Origin of the sequence: Xenorhabdus vietnamensis, assembly GCF_002127535.1 — a bacterium.
In the GTDB taxonomy this organism is placed as follows: domain Bacteria; phylum Pseudomonadota; class Gammaproteobacteria; order Enterobacterales; family Enterobacteriaceae; genus Xenorhabdus; species Xenorhabdus vietnamensis.
The window spans coordinates 18853-40331 of the sequence record NZ_MUBJ01000027.1 but is presented as its reverse complement, the minus strand read 5'-3'; the positions used below and the strand labels follow the sequence as shown (position 1 = coordinate 40331).

The following is a 21479-nucleotide window of genomic DNA, read 5'->3' as shown; positions in this document are numbered from 1 at the left end:
AGCCGGTATTGAGGGGGCAGTCTCATTCCGGCAAGCCGTTGAAAAGGTCGATTATCCACTCTCTGTCATGGCCCATGAACAGGGGGACAGTCTGGTGATTAAACTGGGCTACGGGGAAGACTGGCTGAATCCCCCGCAAGCCCGGCGTTTGCTCAATCAGCTTGAGCACATTTTACACAGCGCGGCAAATGACCCACAACAAGCCCACACGTCTGTGAGTGTCCTCAGTGATCAGGAGCGTCAGACTTTATTACACACCTGGAACCAAACCGATGCGCCGTATCCCCGGGATAAGACGCTGCATCAGTTGTTTGAAGAACAGGCAGAGAAAACCCCGGATCACATTGCGTTGGTGTTTGAAGGGGAAGCACTGACTTATCGTGAACTGAACGAACGTGCAAATCAGCTGGCCAGCGTCATCCGTCAGAACAATGAGCGAAACAGTGACCAACCGCTACAACCGGACACGTTAATCGCGTTGTATTTTGACCGCAGTATAGAAATGGTGATCAGCATTCTGGCGGTGTTAAAAGCCGGTGGGGCTTATGTGCCCATTTCTCCCGAATACCCGGCGGAGCGTACCGGTTTTATTCTTGAGGATACCCAGGCAACGTTGTTGCTGACACAGCAACGACACCTAGACGTGCTGTCAACGGTGACAACCGGATTGGTGCAAAAGCCGACACTGATCGCAGCAGATAATACTCAGGTCACCGCAGGGATGCCAACGGGCAATCTTCCTGCGATGAGCGGTTCAACCGATTTAGCGTATGTGATTTACACTTCAGGAACCACGGGCAAACCGAAAGGAGTACTGACTGAGCAACGTGGTGTTATCTCTTTAATTCAAAGTAATGCCTATGTCATGTTGTCGGATCAAGATGTATTTTTACATTTATCCGATCCTTGCTTTGATGCAGCGACTTTTGAGCTATGGGGGGCATTAACTTACGGTGCGAAACTTGTCATACCAAGTCCGAAAGAGCATCTCTCCGTTGATATGATTGCCAAGTTATTAACAACTCATAACGTCAGTGTTTTATGGCTGACACGAGCCTTGTTTGACTCGTTATATGTTCAAGACTCGGGTCTATTCTCATCACTTAACTATTTGTTGGTTGGAGGCGAAGCGCTGACAGCTGACATCATACGAACCCTTGTCCAACAAGAGAACAGACCAAATCATATTCTAAATGGTTATGGACCAACAGAAAGTACGACCTTTACGACCACATACGATTGCAGTAAAGGGTTCCTAAATTCAGTGCCATTGGGTAAACCGATTAATACTCGTAAGGTCTACATATTAGATGAATACCAGCAACTGATGCCCATAGGTGCATCGGGTGAGTTATACATCGGTGGTGCAGGATTGGCACGCGGTTATCTCAATCGCCCCGAGCTGACCACAGAACGCTTTATTGATAACCCATTTGCAACTGAGGCCGATAAAGCCAAAGGCTACACTCGTTTGTATAAAACCGGTGACTTGGTGCGCTGGTTGCCTGATGGCAATCTGGAATACCTCGGCCGTAACGATTTTCAGGTTAAAATCCGGGGCTTTCGCATTGAGTTAGGTGAGATCGAAAGCGCCTTGAATGCGTTGCCTCAAGTGAAACAAGCGGTGGTGATTGAACGAGAGCGTGAAAGTCACCAATATCTGGCGGCGTATGTGGTTCCCGTTGATGGCAATCAGGTTAATGCTGACCAATTGATTGAGCGGTTATCGGCACGTTTACCTGAGTACATGGTGCCTTCGACTTTCACTCAAATTGAATCGATGCCATTAACCATTAATGGGAAACTGGACCGACGTGCCCTGCCAGAGCCGGAATGGACAGGCAGTGACAACTACGTAGCCCCCCGTAATGCGCTGGAAAAACAGTTGTGTGTAATCTGGCAAGAAGTGCTTGGCCTCAAGCGCGTGGGTATTCACGACAACTTTTTCCGCATTGGCGGTGACTCCATCAGCGCAATTAAATTAACCGCCGCCATGCGCCGTGAATGTCAGATTGATGTCCCCTTGTCGTTGTTATTTGCCCACAAAACCATCGCAGGGCTGGCAGTGCAATTGGGGCAGTTGACTTGTGTAGTGATCCCACACCAAGACTTAGAAAGCTATCCATTATCGTTTGCGCAAGAGCGGATGTTATTCATTGAACGCTTTGAACAAGGCAGCAGTGTGTATCATATCCCTCAATTGGTGCAGCTAAGTGACGATGTGGCACTGCCTGTCTTAATGGCTGCAATCAATACCGTCGTTAATCGCCATCCGGTCATGAAATCGGTGTATCAGACAGACACCGAAGGGAACAGCTATCAGCGGGCATTAGAAACTGATATTTCTCTCCAAACCATCGACTTAGCCGATGAAAACGCCTTACTGTCAGCCGTGAAAGCCGAGATTGCCACCCCGTTTGATCTCACTGCTGAACCGAGCTTGCGCTTGTGTCACTATCAAATCGCAAACCAGGCGTACCTGCTCTTAATGTGGCACCACATCGCAATGGACGGCTGGTCGGTTGATGTTTTCATACAAGAGCTTTCGTCAGTTTATCAGTCACTGGGTGAATCGCGCGAGGTGTCGTTACCTGAGTTGGACATCACCTACGGAGATTACGCACGCTGGCAGCGTGATTATTTGCAAAGCGAAGTCGGTGAACAACAGCGTCGTTATTGGCAAGATACCTTGTCCGGCTATGAGCTCCTGCTATTACCCACGGATAAACCCCGCCCGAATCACGTAGACTATACCGGGAATAATTATAATTTTGCGTTAGACGAAACACTGTCAGCCCAGTTAAGGGTGCTGGCGCAAAAACAAGAAACCACGTTATACACAGTGTTGTTGGCGGCGTTCTATGCCACCCTGTCAAAATTGTCCGGCCAGACAGACATTGTATTGGGGACGCCAACGGATAACCGTCATCACGCCCAAACCCAATCCCTGCTCGGCATGTTTGTGAACTCACTGGCGTTGAGAGCTCAGGTCACCCCGGACTTAAGCGTTGAGGGATTAATTGCCCATACCCATGACGTCGTAACGCAGGCGAAATCACGTCAGGACATGCCATTTGAACAATTGGTGGATCTGCTGGATGTTGAGCGTGATATGTCTCGTCACCCAATTTTTCAGGTGATGTTCAGTGTACAAAGCTTTGGTAATCATGCAGAGACTGCGGGGTCATTGCCATGGACACCGGTGCCGTTTGGCGATGACCTTTACACCCCAGCAAAGTATGATCTCAGTTTATTTCTGTCAGATGATCAGGCTTATATCACAGGGACCTTCAACTTCGCCGTCAGTCTGTTTGACGAAGCCAGTGTTGAACGTATGGCTGAACGGTATCAACGTGTTCTGACAGCATGGGTGAATGATACACATCAACACTTAACGGAGTTGGATGTATTGTCCGCACAAGAGCGCCATACGCTGTTGCACACGTGGAATCAGACCGATGCACCGTACCCTCAGGATCAGACACTGCATCAGTTGTTTGAAGCGCAAGTAGAGAAAACACCGGATCACATTGCGTTGGTATTTGAAAATGAAGCCCTTACTTACCGTGAACTGAACGAGCGCGCGAATCAGTTAGCCAGTGCTATCGGTCAGGATTACAAACAACGTCAAGGCCAACCGCTGCAACCGGACACGTTAATTGCGTTGTATCTTGACCGCAGTGTAGAAATGATTATCAGCATTCTGGCGGTACTCAAAGCCGGTGGGGCTTATGTGCCGATTTCTCCGGAATATCCGCAAGAACGTATTCGTTTTATTCTTGAGGATACCCAAGCAGCTTTGTTGTTGACACAACAGCGGCACGTTGAAGCGCTGTCAACAGTGACAACTGAGTTGGCACAAAAGCCAATGCTGATCACGGTAGATGATATTCAGGCCACAAAAGGAATACCAACGGATAATCTTCCTTCAATTAGCGGTTCCACCGACTTAGCGTATGTGATTTATACTTCAGGAACGACGGGTAAACCTAAGGGAGTGCTGATTGAGCACATGTCTGTCGTCAATACTGTCATCGCGATGATTCAAGCCTACGATTTGCAGACCGGATGTAATAGGGTGTCATGTTTTAGTAACTATACGTTTGACGTATTTGTTTCTGAAATATTTAACACTTTACTCTTTGGCGGCGAGTTACATCTGTTAAATGAACACAGTAGAAAAGATACTGTTCAGTTGAGTCATTATATTGATGAACATGAAATTAACTTCATGTTTATCCCCCCCGTCGTTTTGGCTGCGTTACCTAAACGCAAACACAACTCGTTAAAAGCAATCGTATTTGCTGGTGAAAAATGTGAACAATCGTCTTGTTTATATTGGAATCAAAACTATCAGTTGTATAACTATTATGGCCCAACGGAAGCGACTATTTATGCAGCAGGACGGCTGACATCTGAGAGAAATCTCAATGAGATAGGTTGTGCTATCAAGAATTGCAAACTCTATGTGCTGACTGATCATCTACAACTGGCCCCAATGGGCGTTTCGGGTGAACTGTACATTGGCGGTGCCGGGTTGGCACGCGGTTATCTTAATCGTCCCGATTTGACTGCCGAACGCTTTATCGACAACCCATTTGCGACTGAAGCCGATAAGGCCAAAGGTTATACCCGTTTATACAAAACCGGTGACTTGGTACGTTGGTTGTCTGATGGCAATCTGGAATACCTTGGCCGTAACGATTTTCAGGTTAAAATCCGGGGCTTTCGTATTGAGTTAGGTGAGATCGAAAATGCCTTGAGTGAGTTGCCTCAAGTGAAACAAGCGATAGTGATTGCCCGTGAACATCAAAGCCATCAATATCTGGCGGCGTATGTGGTTCCCGCAGAGGGTAATCGTGTTGATCTTGACCAATTGATTGAGCAATTATCGGCGCGTTTGCCCGATTACATGATGCCTTCAACTTTTACTCAAATCGAGTCAGTACCGTTAACCACAAACGGAAAGCTGGACCGACGTGCGCTACCTGAACCGGAGTGGACGGATAGTGACAACTACGTAGCACCACGCAATGAGTTAGAAAAACAATTGTGTTTAATTTGGCAGGATGTACTGGGTCTTGAATGTGTCGGAATAGCGGATGACTTTTTCCAAATTGGTGGTAACTCGATTTTTGCTTTGCAATTAGTTAATCGTATGAATTTATTGTCAGATGTATCTATCTCTCTTTCAAATTTATTTATTTCAAGAACTATTGAGCAAATATCAAAATTAATAGATAATCAAGTAAAATATGAATATCAAGATTTTATTAGATTTCTTACCCCTTCTTCAGAAATAAAACGCAACCTCTTTTTAATCCATCCAGCAAATGCCGGGTGTGAAGTTTATAATGAATTAGTTATTAGACTTGACGGTGCTTTTAATTGTATAGGAATTGATAATTTTAATTTAATTAACGATACCAAAATAGGTTCACTATCTAGTTTGGCTTCTTTGTATTTAGACGCTATGGTGGCAAACAACTTAATTTCTCAGCCGGTTAACTTACTTGGCTGGTCAATGGGGGGATATATTGCCTTAGAAATAGCTTATCTGCTTGAAGCAAGAGGAATAAATGATATTAATGTTTACTTACTTGATACATACGATAACTCACTAGATAATAAGACTTACAGATTGGACGATGCAACAATATGTACTAACTTAAAAGAAATGGGATTTGATAATTGTTATATAGATAATGTTATTAAAGCTCTTCCATTTGAAGATAGCATTAATAACAGTCCACTAAGTGGGTGCTTAAATAAATCCAATGTTATTTTATTTAAAGCTTCTGATAAGAGCCAGTATTTCCCTGAAAATGAAGACTCAGGAATTATTACACTATTCAATATGAGTGATAATAATATTTCCAGAAATATTAAATCAGATCTTAGAACGATAACCGTTAAAGGTAAAAACCATCATAATATTATAGAAGCAATCGATCTGATAGGAGACACTTTATTGGATATTTAAACAAATATAAGAGAACTTAGCTTAAACTTTATCTGTTAAAGTTCGAGCTAATACACCACATGGATTGTATGTAATTTTAATACGTTCAATCATGAAGAGGGCAAGAATAAAATTCTTGCCCGCATACACAAGCCATCATCTCACCCCGTCTTTGCAATATATCTGACAAATATTTTCATTCAATTTGGTAAAGAGTCATGGAGACGGCTAGAATATATAGCTACAGACTAATAGATTTATCGGGCAAAGAATGAATATTGATTCCTTGCCCGCACATTTGAACTTAGGGGGTTATTAAGGACGAAGCTAAACTTACATCCAAGATTTTGTTTTAACTAAATTATCTTCAAATTCTTTAATCTTAACCTCATAGGTTTCTGTGATACTAATAGAATCTAATCCGCTTAATAGCTTTTGCTTTATATCAGGTCTAATATCAAAATTGATGGGCGAAAATTTATCACTTAACAATTTCTGCCCCACAAGATCAACTTCGATTTTAATATCTACGTATTGGCCCGCAAGCTTAAATAGCGAATCTATCGTCCGCTCTGGCAATGTGATTGCTAATATTTTATTATTCATGCAGTTATTAAAAAATATATCGGCAAAACTTTCAGCTAAGATTACAGTAAAACCATATTGCTTTAACGCCCAGGGTGCATGTTCACGACTAGAGCCACAACCAAAATTATCTCGGACCAGTAATATCGAAGCTCCTTGATAACAACTTGCATTCAAAACAAAATCCGGATCTTCTCGATCATCATCTAAATAACGCCAATCGTAAAATAGTGCTTTACCAAAACCATCGCGGCTGGTTGATGTTAAAAATTGTTTTGGAATAATTTGATCTGTATCCACATTATTCTTATCTAGTGGCACTAATAAGCCATGATGATAAACTTTCATATACTCTCACCTTGAATATCAACAAATTTACCATATAAAGCTGCAGCCGCTGCCATAACTGGACTCACTAAATGGGTCCGAACACCGCGTCCTTGTCGCCCCTCAAAATTACGATTTGAGGTGGAAGCACATCGTTTACCTGTTTCTAATTTATCGTCATTCATGGCCAAACACATTGAACAACCGGGCTCACGCCATTCAAAACCAGCTGCTTTGAAAATATCAGCTAACCCTTCTTCTTCAGCTTGTTTTTTTACAATGCCAGATCCTGGTACGATTAAAGCTTCAACACCTTCAGTGACTTGTTTACCTTCAACGATTTTTGCTACAGCTCTAAGATCTTCAATACGGCTATTGGTACACGAACCAATAAATACAGCATCCACTTTTACATCAACAATGGTTTGATTAGGTTTAAGATCCATATAAGCTAAAGCTCTTCGAATTGCATCTGCTTTAATCAAATCAGGTTCTTTATCCGGATCAGGAATAACCTCATCTACCCCGATGACCTGTTCAGGACTGGTCCCCCAAGTGATTTGAGGTTTTATATCATCGGCATTGAGTACAATCTCACGATCAAATATTGCCCCTTCATCCGTTTTCAACGTCTGCCAATAAGATACCGCTTTATTCCAATCATCGCCTTTCGGAGCAAAGGGACGCCCTTCAAGATAATCGTAAGTGGTCTGATCTGGCGCAATTAAACCTGCTTTGGCGCCCATTTCTACGCTCATATTACATAAGGTCATGCGCGCTTCCATAGACAAGGCTTTGATAGCTGTACCACAAAACTCAGCAACATACCCTGTGCCTCCAGCCGTACCAAGCTTGCTGATAATCGCCAAGATTAAATCTTTTGAAGTCACTGTTGGTTTCAAAATCCCATTAACTTGAATTTTTAGTGACTTGGCCTTTTTCTGCTGTAGTGTTTGGGTCGCGAGTACATGTTCTACTTCAGAAGTCCCAATGCCATGCGCCAATGCACCAAAAGCACCGTGGGTTGAAGTGTGGCTATCACCGCAGACTATGGTATGCCCTGGTAAAGTTAACCCCTGTTCCGGCCCTACGACATGGACAATACCTTGCTCGATCGAGTCCAAATCATATAATAGGATCCCAGAGTCTTTGCAATTTTTAATTAATGTGTAAAGTTGATTTTGGGCAACTTTACTGGCTGCTGATATTTTGCGTTCTTTGGTTGACACATTGTGATCCATCGTAGCAAATGTTTTATCCGGCCTGCGTACTTTTCTGTTATTTTCATGTAAACCGTTAAATGCTTGTGGAGAAGTCACCTCATGTAGTAAATGGCGGTCGATATATATTAAATCCATCTCATCATTGATTGATCCAATAAGGTGCGAATTCCATATTTTGTCATATAATGTTTTCCCCATTTTATTACTCTCCATATTTATAATTTGGATTCAACTACGAAGCGAAATCTTAGTAGTTACGCAACCTTGTGCTAACTTCATTAGAAATAATTGGACGAAGTGTTTATAGTTAAATACTTCTAGAAGTGATGACATCAGAGTATATTTTTTAAATGAAATGATAAACCAAAAAAACTATATTTATAGTAAAGCAAATATAGCAGCCACTATAGATAAATAATGCTAGCAGATGAAATTAGTAAAAGATACAGGGCTAATAGAAAAAACCTGGTCTCCTTGAATTAAGCTCGATAATCTGACAGCCACTCGTATAAATAGCCGAGCTGATCACAAACTGATAAATAAGTTCTGTCGATTTCACTAATAAGACATATGAAACTTGATTCTGTTCTCTAGAATGAGTACAGTGGCGAACATTTACAATACCACTTCGATTTAACTTAATCATGGCATTATTTAATCATAAAAAATATAAAACATTTACTCCCCCCTCTAACCCAAACAGAAAATGGCCAAATAAAACAATTAAAGAACCTCCTATATTTGGAAGTGTTGATTTGCGAGATGGTAATCAAGCGCTTAAAAATCCACTGAATGTCGAACAAAAATTAGAATATTTTAATTTACTTTTAAAAATTGGTTTTAAGGAAATTGAAATAGGATTTCCAGCCGCATCAAAAGACGATTATAACTTCGCAAGAACACTCGTTGAAAAAAAATACATCCCTGATGACGTCGTGATTCAAGTCATCACGCAAGCCAAGGAAGAACTTATTGAACGTACATTTTCTGCGTTAAAAGGAGCTAAAAAAGCCATAATTCAGATATATCATTCCACTTCAAAAATCCAAAGAGAGAAAGTATATAATTACTCTGTTCCTACCCTAATAAATTTAGCTAAAGATGCGGCGAAAAAAATAGTAGATTTAAGTAAAAATTACCCGGAAACGGAGTGGACTTTTGCTTACGGATTGGAAAGTTTTAGTGCCACGGAAACTGACGTCTCGATAGCTATTTGTAATGCTGTAACTGAAGTTTGGTTACAAAATGCAAATCAGAAAGTTATGATTAATTTACCCACAACGTTAGAAATGGCAACGCCTAATGTTTTCGCTGATCAAGTTGAAATATTTATTAATAATATCAATAAACGTGAAAATGTAATTATTTCTGTACACACACATAACGATAGAGGGACAGCTGTTGCTGCAGCAGAACTCGCCTGTTTAGCCGGAGCCGATCGTGTTGAAGGCACTCTATTAGGAATTGGTGAAAGAGCGGGAAATATGGATATTATTACTATGGCTATGAATTTGTACAGCCAAGGAATAGATCCATATCTTGATTTATCGAATATAATGGATACTACAAAATTTGTAGAAAAACACACCGAAAATATAACTCATCCTCGCCATCCTTATATAGGAGAATTAGTATATTCTGCTTTTTCAGGTGGACACCAATACTCAATTCAAAAATATTTGAATGACTATAAATTTGGTGATATTTGGGAATGCCCTTATTTATCCATTGACCCACAAGATTTAGGACGCTCTTATGATGAGGTCATTCGTATTAATAGCCAATCTGGTAAAAGTGGTATAAAATTTATTCTTGAAGAAAAATATGGCCTAATTTTACCTAAGTGGCTTCAAGCTAATTTTTATCGTATTGTGCAGAATTATACGGAGAAAACAGAAGCTGAGATTTCAGAAGAGCTTATATGGTCCTTATTTTACGATCAATACATAAAAAGTAAAATGAGTGAAGAAATTAAGGCCTTTTTCGCCTCATATGATACCAGATATCAAAGACTACAATTAGCTCTGAACGACTCTTTGAATTCTGACAATGAATTAAATCATCTCGATGAAATTACGCCTAAGTTTAAAGAAATATTCTATGAAGACTTTGAGATAATCTCAATGTTTTCTCATCATATTGGGAAAAACCATGAAAATAAATATATATGCTATCTAAAAATCTTATGTGAAGGTACTCAACACTATACCGCAGCTATTTCTAATACTTTAAAAAAAGCCGAACTCTTTGCTATTGAAAATGCAATATTATCGCATTTATCATTAAAAATAGGGCTAGAGTATGATAAATATTGCGAGATGAACAATGAACAAATTGTTTCCCACTAATCATTAACATAGCAGAAAATTTCAACTAATTTATCTATGTATGCTTTTTCTATTCTATTTTTTAATGAACGCGTTGAACAATGAACAGGTAATTAGTTCCGTTTAAATAAAAAGTATTCTCAAACTTAAAGTTGGTTAGGAAGATTAAATGTCTGACAAAAATTATAATATCGCTATATTAGCCGGAGATGGAATTGGTCCTGAGGTAATGCAAGCGGCAGAACTCGTTTTAGAAAATGTTTCACAATTATATGGTTTTTCTATTAAAAAACAGCATCACGCTATTGGTGGGGCAGCAATAGATCAATTTGGTACAGCATTGCCTAAAAAGACACTACAAGCGTGTGAACAATCAGATGCAATTTTGTTTGGCTCAGTCGGCGGTCCGAAGTGGGCGCATTTGCCTCCTGCTGAACAGCCCGAACGGGGCTCCTTACTGATATTAAGAAAACATTTTCAACTATTTTGTAATTTGCGCCCAGCAAAACTACTCCCTTCGTTACATTCAGCTTCTCCATTACGAGCCGATATCAGTGCACAAGGATTTGATATATTGTGTGTGAGGGAATTAACCGGGGGAATATATTTTGGCGAAAGAGGAAGAAAAGCTACAGGTGAAAACGAATTTGCATTTGACACCCAAACCTATTCTCGAAAAGAAATTACACGAATAGCTCGGATAGCTTTCCAGTCAGCGCAAATAAGGCGTAAAAAAGTCACTTCCGTTGATAAGGCAAATGTTCTGGCTTCAAGTATTTTGTGGCGTGAAGTTGTCACTGAAGTGGCGAGAGATTATCCAGATATTGAGCTAGAACATATTTATATAGATAATGCAGCCATGCAGCTAGTCAAAAACCCCTATCAATTCGATGTGCTGCTCTGTGACAATCTGTTTGGCGATATTTTGTCTGATGAATGTGCCATGATCACCGGATCTATGGGATTATTACCTTCTGCGAGCATCAATCAAACAGGATTTGGTTTATTTGAACCCGCAGGCGGTTCTGCTCCAGATATTGCTGGTCAAGGGATAGCCAATCCCGTAGCCCAGATTTTAAGCACAGCTCTGATGCTGCGATACTCCTTGAAACAGGAGGAAGCAGCCCGAACAATAGAAAATGCGGTTACAGAAACAATTGGCTTGGGTATTGGCACCCCTGATATTATTCCGGGCTCCAGTTATAAAACAATGGATGTTGCACAAGCGATTGCGGATAGGATTTCGTAATAGAAAAATGCCTGATTTCAACGTTATCGCATTCATTCACAAGAGTCCCCTATGGCTCAAACCTTAATAAAACAAATCTTGGGCGGCACATAAAATTGCCGCCATTTAATACGAATTTAGAAATCGCTTGCACTATAACTAATTAGGAAGCTTAAATGAGACAGTCTTTACGTATCGTATTTGCAGGCACGCCATATTTTGCAGCGCAACACTTAGAAGCACTCATCAATTCAGAGCACGAGGTTGTTGCGGTATATACCCGAGCTGACCGCCCCGCTGGACGAGGCAAAAAACTTAAAGCGAGTGAAGTAAAAGAATTAGCGCTCAACCATAATATTGATGTTTACCAACCTGTCTCGCTAAAATCAGAGCATGAACAAACCATTTTAGCTGAATTAAATGCCGATATCATGGTCGTAGTGGCCTATGGTTTATTGCTGCCAAAAGCTGTATTAGCAACGCCACGTTTAGGATGCATTAATATCCATGGCTCTATCCTCCCAAAATGGCGTGGAGCAGCTCCAATCCAACGTACAATTTGTGCTGGTGATGACAAGTCTGGGGTGACCATAATGCAAATGGATGAAGGTTTAGACACAGGTGATATCCTCAATATTACTACTTGTCCCATCGCTAGTAATGAAACCTCAGCCAGTTTATTTGCCAAATTAGCTGAGCTTGGGATACAAGCCATGTTAGATACCTTAGCGCAATTAGCTCAGGGAAAAGCCGTTGCAACAAAACAAGATGATACGCTCGCTACATATGCAAAGAAACTTTCTAAAGAAGAGGCCAACATTAACTGGCAACTAGATGCTGAGCAAATTACACGCAACATTCGCGCTTTTAATCCTTGGCCTCTGTGCTTTACCCAAATGAAAGGAAACATAGTTAAAATCCACCAAGGTGAAGTTGTCGCCCAACAAGGTGAGCCAGGTACAATTTTATCGGCGGATAAAACTGGGATCGTGATCGCTACCGGAAAAAATGCGGTTAAAATTACCCAATTGCAACCACAAGGCAAAAAACTGATGTCAGCACAAGACTTTTTAAATGGACATGCTGCATGGGTAAAATAGGAGAATATAATGAACGCATCCCAACCACTTAGCTTTTGGCACTGTGCTGGAATTGAGAGATGAGGTGTGGATCTTCTCAGATTTCCGGCCTTATAGTGCCTAAAAGCGGGAGTCTGTTGCTCCCTGATGACCCTTAATGCGACAGAACCTTTGTCACTCTTAGCCGATAGATAGGTTCTCTCCATAAACAATAGCCGGAAGATCACAAAAAATCTTCCGGTTCTTTAGTTAGTTATTAATCACCAGTTATTCTAATAGAACTGATTTTTTTACCTTTCACTTTCTCAAGTATTTCACGTAATTCATTTTTTCCATCTATAATCCTATTTTCCATTTCAGATAATTCTTCAAGAAAAGAAATAGCGGCTTCATCCTTAAATACACAATAAGCTTCGTAATAATCTTTTATTTTTCTTAAATTTTTTGCACTGCTCCATCTTGTTTCAGGCGTATAAAAAATACTTCCATGCAAATCTTCACTCATAACAATATGAATAACTTCATCGTCAGTTGTCGTAATATGTATATCAAGACCCATACTATTTATTCTCATCCTCGTAAGATTATATCTTTTGAGCCAACTTTCTTAAATTCAAGCTCTGGAAAAGCTGTAACCAAATCACCATTTTTTTTGATAACAACTCTTGCTTTCTTTAGTTTATTACCTTCTGAATCTATACCGACTATTTTTTTTAACACTTTTTCGTAAATAAAATTATTATTACGACCATCACGAATAATCCTATTTGGATGACGGAATATGTCTCTTGCTATTGTTTTAATATCAGCTTTATTAACTGTCCATTTACTTTTATGTCTCCAATCTCGGTGAGTATAACCTATATGTCTCTCTTCAACATGTTTAAGCCCACTTTTAGTCAGATTAATTTTTTTAGGGAGAGGAATGGATTTGGGAGTTTTTGTTTTCCAAAACGCTGGCTTGAACAATTCATAAGTATGACGAACTTCCCTGTCAACCTGTGCATTAGCATGAGGCAGTGCTATATATGTAGCAAAAAATATGGCTAGAATCATATACATTTTTTTCATGATACCACCTATAGTTCATAATTAATATTGCTAATAAATTTGGTATTATCAATTATAAGGTATAGTATCTAAATAGATTCTCAATAGAGTTGAATCATTAACCAATTGATATGTGCAGTGGCTTTATTCGTTTTTTAAAATCAATGAGCAGCAGCTTCCGAATGATCATACTGGCTGTGGCATTACAATAATGAACGAAGCCATCAGGGCAAAATGTGCTGTGGACGTCCCCCCATGGACACGTTACAGGATGGCAAACGGATCTGAGCAGAAAAAAATCTGAACCGGATTTAATCTGACGGACAACTGTATAAATAACCGGTAAATATCGTGGCAAGTCTGAACTAACACACGTCTGTTAATTTATAATATTTTGGACGGTTAAAATTTTGTAAAATTCACAATATAAGGGTAGTGAACGGGTAGCTGCAATAACCGCCAACAAATGTGGGACTACGCCAGTCCCGCATTTACTGTTGCTTAATGCTTTGAAGTGACCTGTAACAAAAAGAATAAACCGTCACTGAATATTTTCTATTCGGAAAAGTGTGTCCTAGTGACGGTTTAAACGGGTTCGGGTTATTTTTTACTATTCCATTTTTTGACTTTAACGTTGCCAGGAATTTTTATTTCGAGTGAGTTTCCAAATTTTTCATCTATTTTCTTTAACAATTCCTTTGGGTTACTTTTTAATGAAGTAAGTTGTACAGATGATATACCCGATACAGCAATAAGCAGTGACTTTAAGTCTGTCAATTTACCCTTCACTGCTTTTACCACAGAAAGGTCTTTATGATGCAATAAATCTGGTGAAGCAAAAAACTCTGTACCTTCTCCAAATAGCTTATTAATTTCTTTGGTATCAGATAAGTCATATTCAGTATAGTGCGTCGTGTTAGATAAAAATTTTCTATCACTCACTTCACCATCTATAGCCAAAAGGTAGAATGTAAAGGCTGTATTTCCCAATCGGTTCCAGTCGTCGTCATTTGTATTCGATCCACTTGAACGCTTTAATGTTTTCACACCTTTCTTTACCAGATCCATATTAGTGGATAGTTCGTCAAAAGGCGGTTTACTTTCTTTTGTACTGGTATAATGGCGTAATGTGAACTTCATATCTTGTATCTTTTCCATGCTTTTCTGAGGTGCTTGTTGTGATGAAAATGATAATTTATTGTCAGTAATTCCGGCCATCATCCTGAAAGGAAATTCTCTGTCTTCTGGTAAGTGTTCTGCTTTATATTCATCAAAAACTTCCTCTGCTGATTTTTTCTCCCGACCATCAGTATCAAAAAATGATATCGGGTTATTACTCACCATACGGAATAAATTCAGACCATCCACTGTTCCCGCTGGGTCGGCACTCAGCCATCGGCCTGCCCACGATTGATAATAACGATAACCATAGTAGTACAACCCCGTTACATCCCGCTCCTTGCCTGAGTACCTGAGGGTTTTGTAATTCGCTTCTGTCTGGTTGCGGGCCGTCCATACTGCTGTGCCTCCATACGGATAGTATTCTTCCTGACTGATAACGTTACCGCTGCCGTCCACCTCCAGACCGCTGCTGCCGATAAGGTTATCGTAGTTGTAGCGCACCTGATCATTAATGTTGATTTCTGACGGTTTACCGTTCTCCCAGTGCAGTACCCGCACTTGCGATCGACCAGCTTCTCCCACCGTAATAACATGCAGTTTCTCTTTTTCTGTTTCACCATTTTTCGTTGTGCGCAGTTCAAGTCCCGGCAGATATAGTGTGTTCTGTGTCTGTATGTTGCCACCCGTTAGCTGCGTGGTTGTTTTGATAACGCGCTGGCTGTCCGCACCATAGCGGTATATTTCATTATCAGAGGGCTGTCCCTCACGGGTGACCAACGCCACCTTCAGCAATTCGCCGCGTGGTGTCCAGAGCAGGTTCTGTCCCGGTTGAAGCTGATTCTGATGTCCACCTGCCGTAAATAGGGCATCCACTTTTGTTGCATCTTCCGTCAACGAACTCAGCACCGCCCGATTACTGCGGTTCGAGACCGTGATACGGGTAGTGTAATTGTTACCCGTGGCCGGAGCTGAATGGCGTATTTGTGTCAGATTGCCACCTGTATCATAAGCGTAAGTACGGGTGTAAGCAGTAAAGGTGCTATCGTCTGACGGAAGGGGGATCATGGCGGAAGGTAAAGTGCTGCTCTGTTGGGGCAGGTTCGCCATCTCACGCCCGGTGGCAGAGACCAGTTGGTACAGGCTATCGTATGTATAGGTGTTCTCCGGCACCACTTTTTGGTTGCGCCAGAAACGTGTGGCTTCTGCGTCGTTGATGATTTTTACAATATTTCCTACTGGATCATATTCATAGCGCAGATCCTGCAATACTTTCGCGCCAGCAGCATGGCCGACAGGCCGCTCGGTTTTAATACCGATCAGACGCTGTGTCTGCGGCTCATAGCTGTAGGTGGTTACCACACCATTACCGTGCTCTTCACGCAGCTTTTGTCCGGCTGCGGAGTAAGTCAGAGATTTCACGATAATCTGCTCCTGCTTTCCTTTCAGCGCCAGCCAGCTGCTTTTCAGCAGACCGGCTACATCATAGGCTACGCGCTGCTGATTCCCCGACGCATCAATGGTGGTCAGTACTGCACCAGTCGCATCCGCAATTGTCTGTGTAGTGTAACGTGTGGAGACCAGTTGGGCATCCCACGCTGATACATTGTCACCTTCCCAGTCCGCGGGTATATCATCGGGCAGAAGCTGCCGTGTCACGGATAGCAGTGTACCGTTCAGAGCCACGCTGTCCGTACGGTTTACACCGGCAGTATCATAATGGCGTACGCAAAGGCCGGCCAGATTGTATGCCTTATTGTTTTTCGTACCATCGGCCCAGACAAGACGTTCAGTTATTTTGGTTTTATTGTCTGCGGTGCTTTCGGTAATGCTCAGGAGCCGTCCGGGAAGTGTTGATTCTTCGTACTGCCGGGTCTGGGTAAGGGCATACTGGGTACCGACAGCAGAGACCGTCAATACCGGACGATCTGCGATATCCTGTAAATTAATGGTGATACCGGCGTCTACACTATCAGTATGTTGTGTTTTTCCCGTCAGTGAAGTCAGGATAGTGAGATTGGGTTTACTGGTGCGGTCTGTTTGCTGCCGTTCATACAGGCGCGGATCGGTACTTTGTGCCAGAAAACCAAGGTGATTATATTGATGACGAGTAATTAACTCTTCTGTGGTTTGTGGCACATCAGGGCGGCGTCGGTACTGGATATCCCGGATAGTTAGTTTCCGATTATTGACGACAGTAACCGATGGGGTTCGTTTATGTATTTCTGTTGAATACATCGTCATTCTCTCCTCTGGTTTTAATCGTTAATTCACTACATATAACGCCCATTTATTCCGCTGTATCATTTTCGTCCTCATTAACGGTAAACCACGGGGTATACAGATGACGACGTAGATAACCTTTGGCGGTAATAACCTGATATTCACGATTGATCGCATCATAGTAGTAAGTATCAGCCCACAGATCCTGACGGGCACTGTCATCACAAATATACTGCCAGTTATCCAGAAAATAGGGTTGGTAACGACGTACCGGCTGACCTTTATTGTCATACTCATTACGTCCCGATATCGCCCAACGGTTATCGGTCTGTACGATAATCAGATTGCCAGAACTATCGGTGGCCAAGCGGCCATCATCGCCACGTTGCCAAGCATCACCCGGTGCCTGACGCGTTCCGGTTTGCAGGGGACGGCCAAATCCATCACTGAATGTAATCGTCTGACGTTGTTGTTGCTGAGTATCATGGTCATAGCGATCTGTTGTGATAACCAGAAGGTGCGGTGGCAAGCGTTCATCACTGTCTGCCATCCAACTAAGCGGGTTATAGATAATGAACTGGGCTACTGGGATCGGCGTGTTCAGTGCTAATGCTGCTTCAATACTGTCTGGTACAGTAAACGGAATATCTTTGTCATACCCTTGCGGTATATTTTCTTCCGTGCCCCAAAAACGGCTGTGGCTTAACCGTCCCAATGTGTCGAAAATAAACTGATGGTGGTTATCGTTTTCGTCAATGATATGTGTCGGGAGCATAAAGCGGTAATCGTATGTTGCCTGAGTACGGAGATTACCCGGATTCTCTATTTCTGCGACCATAGCATAGTGGGGATCCCATGTGATTTTTGCCCCTGCGGCCAGTAACGTTTCCTGCTGTAACAGCGGGCGAAAGAATTGTTGATGATCACCATATTCGGAATATCCGTTGCGTATAACCCAGAAATTGGTTTCTTTATCATTGAGTGGCAATGGTGGTGTGACCTGAATATAACCGGTCTTTTTCAGATACCCAGTGATTTCCTGTTCTGTCAATATTTCATCAAATGCAGCCAGTGTTTGCTCATCCTGTTCCGCTGTTTCTGTATAGGCTTTGAGTGGCGGCCAATCCGGGGTATCGTCGCCAACCCAAGCGATACGCTGATAGCCTTGACGAAGATAGGGCGTTCCGGGGCCAATCAGGCTATTGGCTTTCTCTAGTTCTTCCAGAGTGATCCCTTGTTCCGGTGTCTGGTCGGCCTCGTATTCCCAGATATCGTTCCGGGTGATATCTGGCAGTTTGAGTAAAAAGCAGTCATCACCTGTAAGATGGTGCCAGCGTTGCCGCTGTCGGGTTAGATGTAATATCTGCTGCTGTTCGTCATAGCTGCTGGCAAATAGTGTGTCCGGCAATGTATCTGGATAGGGGGATGTTTGCGGCTGTGGACGACGGGGATAAGCTATTGTGATGCTGTCTGTCGGGCTTCCCCAGTGGTCGAAGGCCAGAATGATCTGCTGATCGCACTGAGGATCAACGGCAATACGCTCATAGTTATATGAACGGGTTTCAATTTCACTGACCCAAGCGCAGGGAAACTGGTCGTCAGCACTTAGGATTTTGCGCACTTGCGGACGATGCTCACTCATCAGGTAAGGCAATGAAGCGTAAGGTGTTCCGTCATCGCCATAGATTTCCTGATGCAGCAATGCCCCTTTTAATGCCCGTTGCAGCCAGTAGCGTTCTTTGTCTGTCGGTGTTATGGCGATGTCTTTTTGCTGTTCGCTGTCATAGCGGCTGAAGCGTGGTGTAAACGGCGCCCAGGCTGCGCTATCCCCCTGCCAATATTCTGTGGGCAAACGTTTATCGATCGCATCAATGCCGGTTGCAAACCAGCTTATGGTACGTTTAGGGAATGTTCCGTTATGTGTGGTCGCGGTTCCTCGTGCTTTTTCGTCAGTGTCAGTTTGAGTGACTCGCCCGAAGTTACGGATTTCTCGTTCTTCCCCGTCCCAACCACCGTGTGCATAGCTGTAGGTCGCAGTCAGATGGTTACCTGAGATTTCATCGATTGTTTCTGTGCGGCACAGCAGATGCAAAGGGAAGGGAAGGTGGCTTACGGCGCGCTCGGATGACGGATATGTTTGTTTTTCATCTAGCCAGAACTGAGCTGAGCTACGGTACGACAGGGTTGTTATGCTGCCCATATTGTTATTGATGGTGTTCAGTAACCAGGGTTTATTGTTGGTCAGATCAAGTCGCCAGTGGGCAGGCTTCATATGGGGAAGAATAAGGATGATGCTGGAAACACCAAGTCCCTGAGTGTCAGCAATATGTAATTGACAGGTATGGTCAAATAAGACTCCGGCAGGTAACGGAATGGTGACTGGTTCAGCAAAATGGTTACCGCTTTCATTAATGAACAACAGCAGGCTGGTGCTGGTTGCATAAATAATATCCGTGGTGCCTGAACCGTCGATATCCACCAGCCAGATACGGTTGGGATTAAAATCGGCAGCAGGTGGGCGGAATCCATCCAGTGTGATGGGTGCAGCAAAATCACCATAACCACGGTTTGGCCAGCAACGCACGCTTTGCTCAGAAATTTCAACCAAATGCGATTGGCCGGAACCAAGCATATCTGCAAAAGCGACTAATTTCTTCGCATCGGCACCGGGATACGGTAGCGTGATTCCGTCCGGTAAAACCGTTTCTTCTGCGGGTGCCCAGTCTGTCCGTTGGTTGGCAAACAGACGAACGCTGCGTGGACCAATCATGACCAAATCTGGTAATCCGGCACCGGTAATATCAGCTTGCTGTGCTCTGGGGTGAAAAAATTCAGAAGGCAGTGCAGTTATCGGTATCAGCGGTGACCACTGACCATCCGGTGCCAGTGTATGGTAACCGTGTAAGTTGTTGGATGTTATCAGCCAGTCCAGTTTGCCATCACCGTTGATATCCAGCAGGGCTGCATTTTGTTGCTGGGAGGGGATCAGGGGTAATTGTTCAGGCAGACTGTAAGTAATGGCATCCGGATTATCCTGAGTGGTATCGCGCAGAGGGGCACGATACCACCAGGCTCCCTGATCCTGGTATAAAATTCCTGGAATGCCTTCTCCGTATAAATCAATAAATTGCCAAGGCTGGAAATGGTTAAATTTTCCCAGAGAGGTCATAGCCTGCCAATTCGATGAGATAGGAAGGGGAAACGTGTTATATGCCAGAGATAATGGCGGTAATAGAAGCGGCTTTTCATTCTCCTGAAGGCCGGATTGCTGGATCGTTGTCAGTGTTGAGAGCGTTTTATTGTGCTGCATGTCCAGTATGGTACGGGAAACCAGTACCGGAACTTCACCAGTAGTATCTGCGCCAGCCAACGCCTGTAAACGGTGATAAGTCAATATTTGCTGGCAAAGCCGCCGGGTTCGTATCTCAAAGCCATAATTAAATTGGGAAAAGCAATCCGGACGCACAGTCCAACCTTCACCGTCCGGTGTAAAGTCAGGCAAAATAACGGGTGATGATGATCGTTCGCCGTAATCAAAGACCAGATGAAATAACCATTGTTCATCATCAGGCAGATTTTTTTCCAGTGCAAATAGGCCAGTTTGAGGCGTGATATTGCCATAATTCACCTGAACCAGATAACGTTGTGCGCTGGCATTAGGATGTTGAGATATTTCCGCTTCCCCACAGAAATTTTCATCCTCAGCCCGGTAATGATAATAGATATGTTCGCCGGTTGGGGTAAGTGTTTCCTCCAGTAACCACTGCGCGATATGTCTGTCATTTGTGGGATCAGCGATTCTGGCGTGTGTGTTTTTGCCAAACAGGTTAATTTGCCCGTTGGCATCCATTTGTACCCAAAAAGGACGATCATCATTGTTTTGTTCCGGTTGCCAATATTCCAGTCGGCTAAAATTAGACACAATACGCGGCTGATAGCGGGTAACCCGCCAGTTGGCACCTAAACGAACATTCGTTAATTGATCTGTGGAACGGACGTCAGGTTGTCCTTCATCATTAAGCGCGATATTCAGAACCTCGCCTTCAGCATTCAGAAATGTATCTCTGTCTTTGTAACGGGGAATACCGTGGGTTGTCCGTAATCGAATTGCATCGGGGGTACACTGCCATCCCATACCAAAAGCACTGTTGCCATTACCGCTATTGTAAATTAATGAGAGCGCGGGTGCGGTACGGCTGCCGGAAGTCACTTTCAGAGGCAAGGTGAGGGATGCCATACCATTGGCACCTCCGGATGTTAAAAACTCTCCCATACCTTGGATAGCGCCGTCTTTGGGATGGGAAGGTTGATTTATTGAGAGCGGTTGTTCAGGATTTTTCATAAAAGGCTCCAGAT

General features: G+C 42.8%; 10 protein-coding genes. 4 read left to right on the top strand and 6 right to left on the bottom strand.

Annotated features, from left to right (window positions below; translation table 11 throughout):
• The first annotated feature begins 94 nt into the window (after positions 1–94).
• Positions 95–5983 carry a non-ribosomal peptide synthetase gene (locus Xvie_RS17775; RefSeq protein ID WP_208612614.1) on the top strand — a complete coding sequence of 1963 codons (5889 nt, stop codon included), beginning with the start codon at positions 95–97 and terminating at the stop codon, positions 5981–5983.
• A gap of 312 nt (positions 5984–6295) precedes the next feature.
• On the opposite strand, the gene leuD is transcribed toward Xvie_RS17775, so the two are convergent.
• Together leuD and leuC are read right to left on the bottom strand one after the other, a co-directional pair.
• Positions 6296–6895 (bottom strand): 3-isopropylmalate dehydratase small subunit, encoded by a 600-nt coding sequence (gene leuD, locus Xvie_RS17770; protein ID WP_086110507.1) that lies wholly within the window; start codon positions 6893–6895, stop codon positions 6296–6298.
• The gene (gene leuC, locus Xvie_RS17765) at positions 6892–8295 is read right to left on the bottom strand and encodes a 3-isopropylmalate dehydratase large subunit (RefSeq protein ID WP_086110506.1); all 1404 of its coding nucleotides are present in this window, start codon (positions 8293–8295) and stop codon (positions 6892–6894) included. The genes leuD and leuC overlap by 4 nt, the downstream gene beginning before the upstream one ends.
• A gap of 446 nt (positions 8296–8741) precedes the next feature.
• Here leuC and Xvie_RS17760 point away from each other — a divergent pair, with 446 nt between their 5' ends.
• The 3 genes from Xvie_RS17760 to fmt all read left to right on the top strand — a co-directional run bounded on the left by Xvie_RS17760 (position 8742) and on the right by fmt (position 12752).
• Entirely contained in the window at positions 8742–10445 is a 1704-nt protein-coding gene (locus tag Xvie_RS17760; RefSeq protein WP_086110505.1) for a 2-isopropylmalate synthase, read from the top strand.
• Positions 10446–10593: 148 nt separating this feature from the next.
• Complete coding sequence (leuB, locus tag Xvie_RS17755; RefSeq protein WP_086110504.1) at positions 10594–11673, top strand: 3-isopropylmalate dehydrogenase; 1080 nt, start codon at positions 10594–10596, stop codon at positions 11671–11673.
• Positions 11674–11828: 155 nt separating this feature from the next.
• The gene (fmt, locus tag Xvie_RS17750) at positions 11829–12752 is read left to right on the top strand and encodes a methionyl-tRNA formyltransferase (RefSeq protein WP_086110503.1); all 924 of its coding nucleotides are present in this window, start codon (positions 11829–11831) and stop codon (positions 12750–12752) included.
• A 235-nt stretch (positions 12753–12987) separates the two neighbouring features.
• Here the strand turns inward: fmt and Xvie_RS17745 are convergent, their stop codons facing one another.
• The 4 genes from Xvie_RS17745 to Xvie_RS17730 form a co-directional block, all read right to left on the bottom strand.
• Complete coding sequence (locus Xvie_RS17745) at positions 12988–13290, bottom strand: hypothetical protein (protein WP_086110502.1); 303 nt, start codon at positions 13288–13290, stop codon at positions 12988–12990.
• Between the two features lie 11 nt (positions 13291–13301).
• Positions 13302–13802, bottom strand: coding sequence for a hypothetical protein (locus Xvie_RS17740; protein WP_086110501.1), 501 nt, complete (start codon positions 13800–13802; stop codon positions 13302–13304).
• Positions 13803–14381: 579 nt separating this feature from the next.
• A complete protein-coding gene (locus Xvie_RS17735) occupies positions 14382–17138 on the bottom strand; it encodes an RHS repeat protein (RefSeq protein ID WP_244175714.1) in 2757 nt (918 codons plus the stop codon).
• Between the two features lie 52 nt (positions 17139–17190).
• Positions 17191–21465 (bottom strand): SpvB/TcaC N-terminal domain-containing protein, encoded by a 4275-nt coding sequence (locus tag Xvie_RS17730; RefSeq protein WP_086110499.1) that lies wholly within the window; start codon positions 21463–21465, stop codon positions 17191–17193.
• Positions 21466–21479: the final 14 nt, after the last annotated feature.

What these genes read in the sequence shown, in the direction of transcription:
- leuD (WP_086110507.1), bottom strand. Translation starts at nt 6,895, where the DNA reads ATGAAAGTTTATCATCATGGCTTATTAGTGCCACTAGATAAGAATAAT.
- leuC (WP_086110506.1), bottom strand. Translation starts at nt 8,295, where the DNA reads ATGGGGAAAACATTATATGACAAAATATGGAATTCGCACCTTATTGGA.
- Xvie_RS17760 (WP_086110505.1), top strand. Translation starts at nt 8,742, where the DNA reads ATGGCATTATTTAATCATAAAAAATATAAAACATTTACTCCCCCCTCT.
- leuB (WP_086110504.1), top strand. Translation starts at nt 10,594, where the DNA reads ATGTCTGACAAAAATTATAATATCGCTATATTAGCCGGAGATGGAATT.
- fmt (WP_086110503.1), top strand. Translation starts at nt 11,829, where the DNA reads ATGAGACAGTCTTTACGTATCGTATTTGCAGGCACGCCATATTTTGCA.
- Xvie_RS17745 (WP_086110502.1), bottom strand. Translation starts at nt 13,290, where the DNA reads ATGGGTCTTGATATACATATTACGACAACTGACGATGAAGTTATTCAT.
- Xvie_RS17740 (WP_086110501.1), bottom strand. Translation starts at nt 13,802, where the DNA reads ATGAAAAAAATGTATATGATTCTAGCCATATTTTTTGCTACATATATA.
- Xvie_RS17735 (WP_244175714.1), bottom strand. Translation starts at nt 17,138, where the DNA reads ATGTATTCAACAGAAATACATAAACGAACCCCATCGGTTACTGTCGTC.
- Xvie_RS17730 (WP_086110499.1), bottom strand. Translation starts at nt 21,465, where the DNA reads ATGAAAAATCCTGAACAACCGCTCTCAATAAATCAACCTTCCCATCCC.